This window comes from Flavimobilis sp. BM9 (genome assembly GCF_058313055.1).
Genome location: NZ_JBZEMO010000012.1, coordinates 1 through 2,608, shown reverse-complemented (window position 1 = coordinate 2,608; position 2,608 = coordinate 1). Strand labels below are relative to the sequence as shown.

Genomic DNA, 2,608 nt, shown 5'->3' with positions numbered 1-2,608 from the left:
CGGATACGGCTCTCCGACGCGGCCAGGTTCTCCGCGGCGACGTTGAGGTTGTTGATGGTGTGGTCGAAGCGGTTCTGGACGGCACCGAGCTTCGAGCGGGTCTTGGAGACCGCGTCGATCGCGGTGTCGATCGCCGTCACGGCAGCGCCCGCGTTGTCCATGGTGAGGGCGTTCACGGAGAGGGCCGTCGCGCTCATCGTGCCGATCGACACGGCGATGACGTCGTTGGCGGACGTGTTGGCGCCCACCTGGAAGGTGCCGGCGTAGGTGCCCGCGAGGAGCTTCTTGCCGTTGAACTCCGTGGTGGCCGCGATGCGGTCGAGCTCGGTGGCCAGCTGGGTGATCTCGTCCTGGATGTTCGTCTTCGCGGTCGCGTTGAGGCCACCGTCGTTGCCCGCCTGGACGGAGAGGGTGCGCATGCGCTGCAGGATCGAGTGCGTCTCGGTGAGAGCACCTTCCGCGGTCTGGACGACGGAGATGCCGTCCTGCGCGTTGCGCACAGCCTGCTTGGTGCCGTTGATCTGCGAACGCAGACCCTCGGAGATCGCCAGGCCGGCAGCGTCGTCAGCAGCACGGTTGATGCGAAGACCGCTCGAGAGCTTCTCGAGGGACTTGCTCAGGTCGTTCTGCGTGTTCGACAGGTTGCGGTACGAGTTGAGCGCCGCGATGTTCGTGTTGACCGAGAGAGCCATGATGTTCTCCTCCTTGAAGTGGCCCAGTGCGTCGGTCCGTCCATGGACCGGCGTCCGACCTATCGACCGCCTGTGGCAGGGGTGTAGAGGTTTGGCTCGTTCTTTTCGCTGGCGAGCCGTCGGCCGGCGCAGCAGGGCCCGAGCGTACGAGAAGGCGGGCAGACCGTGAGGTCCGCCCGCCTTCTCGCGGTGCAGGGGCGTGGGTCACCGGGAGCGGTGACCCTCAGCTCACTGGAGGAGCTGCAGGACGCTCTGCGGGATCGACTTCGCCTGGGCCAGCATCGCCGTGCCAGCCTGCGACAGGATCGAGGCACGGGTGTACGAGACCATCTCCGAGGCCATGTCCGTGTCACGGATACGGCTCTCCGACGCGGCCAGGTTCTCCGCGGCGACGTTGAGGTTGTTGATGGTGTGGTCGAAGCGGTTCTGGACGGCACCGAGGCTCGAGCGGGTCTTGGAGACCGTGTCGATCGCGGCGTCGATCGCGACGATCGCAGCGCTCGCGCCCGCGAACGTGGCGACGGCCAGGGCGTCGACACCGAGGTCGCCGGACGCCATGCCGGTGGCGAGCGTCACCGAGATGACGTCGTTGGTCGACGTGTTGGCGCCGACCTGGAACGCGCCGTCGTAGGAGCCGTCGAGCAGCGTCTTGCCGTTGAACTCCGTGGTGGCCGCGATGCGGTCGAGCTCGGTGGCCAGCTGGGTGATCTCGTCCTGGATGTTGCCCTTGGCGGTCGCGTTGAGGCCACCGTCGTTCGCCGCCTGGACGGAGAGCGTACGCATGCGCTGCAGGATCGAGTGCGTCTCGGTGAGAGCACCTTCCGCGGTCTGGACGACGGAGATGCCGTCCTGCGCGTTGCGCACAGCCTGCTTGGTGCCGTTGATCTGCGAACGCAGACCCTCGGAGATCGCCAGGCCGGCAGCGTCGTCAGCAGCACGGTTGATGCGAAGACCGCTCGAGAGCTTCTCGAGGGACTTGCTCAGGTCGTTCTGCGTGTTCGACAGGTTGCGGTACGAGTTGAGCGCCGCGATGTTCGTGTTGACCGAGAGAGCCATGATGTTCTCCTCCTTGACGTGGCCCGAAACACCGGCCCGTCCATGGGCCGACACCTCCCCCATCGGCCGCGCGTCGCCAAGAAGTAGGCGTCCGCCCGGAGCATCTCGCGCCCTACGGCGCGAGAAGGCGGACGGACCGTGGGGTCCGCCCGCCTTCTCGTGGTGCAGGGGCGCGGGTCACCGGGACCGGTGACCCTCAGCTCACTGGAGGAGCTGCAGGACGCTCTGCGGGATCGACTTCGCCTGGGCCAGCATCGCCGTGCCAGCCTGCGACAGGATCGAGGCACGGGTGTACGAGACCATCTCCGAGGCCATGTCCGTGTCACGGATACGGCTCTCCGACGCGGCCAGGTTCTCCGCGGCGACGTTGAGGTTGTTGATGGTGTGGTCGAAGCGGTTCTGCACGGCACCGAGGGTCGAACGGATCTTCGAGACCCGGTCGATCGCGGTGTCGATCGCACCGATGGCACCGGTCGCACCGGCGAGCGTCGTCACGTTGACCGTGGTGAGCGAGAGGCCCGTGACGCCGACCGCGGTCGACAGAGCGACCGTGATGACGTCGTTGGTCGAGGTGTTGGCGCCGACCTGGAACGCACCGGAGTAGGAGCCGTCGAGCAGCTTCTTGCCGTTGAACTCCGTGGTGGCCGCGATGCGGTTCAGCTCGGTGCTGAGCTGGCTGATCTCGTCCTGGATGTTGCCCTTGGCGGTCGCGTTGAGGCCACCGTCGTTGGACGCCTGGACGGAGAGCGTACGCATGCGCTGCAGGATCGAGTGCGTCTCGGCGAGAGCACCTTCCGCGGTCTGGACGACGGAGATGCCGTCCTGCGCGTTGCGCACAGCCTGCTTGGTGCCGTTGATCT

At 66.7% G+C, this 2,608-nt stretch carries 3 protein-coding genes; all 3 read right to left on the bottom strand.

Annotated elements, in window-relative coordinates; genetic code table 11:
• Nucleotides 1-692, bottom strand: a 692-nt coding sequence (locus tag AC4F3Q_RS13510) for a flagellin N-terminal helical domain-containing protein (RefSeq protein WP_491040414.1), incomplete at its 3' end; no start/stop codon positions are given.
• A 228-nt stretch (nucleotides 693-920) separates the two neighbouring features.
• On the bottom strand, nucleotides 921-1,748 hold the full coding sequence (locus AC4F3Q_RS13505) for a flagellin N-terminal helical domain-containing protein (RefSeq protein ID WP_491040413.1): 828 nt from the start codon (nucleotides 1,746-1,748) through the stop codon (nucleotides 921-923).
• A 201-nt stretch (nucleotides 1,749-1,949) separates the two neighbouring features.
• A partial coding sequence (locus AC4F3Q_RS13500; protein ID WP_491040412.1) for a flagellin occupies nucleotides 1,950-2,608 on the bottom strand: 659 nt, incomplete at its 5' end.

What these genes read in the sequence shown, in the direction of transcription:
- AC4F3Q_RS13505 (WP_491040413.1), bottom strand. Translation starts at nt 1,748, where the DNA reads ATGGCTCTCTCGGTCAACACGAACATCGCGGCGCTCAACTCGTACCGC.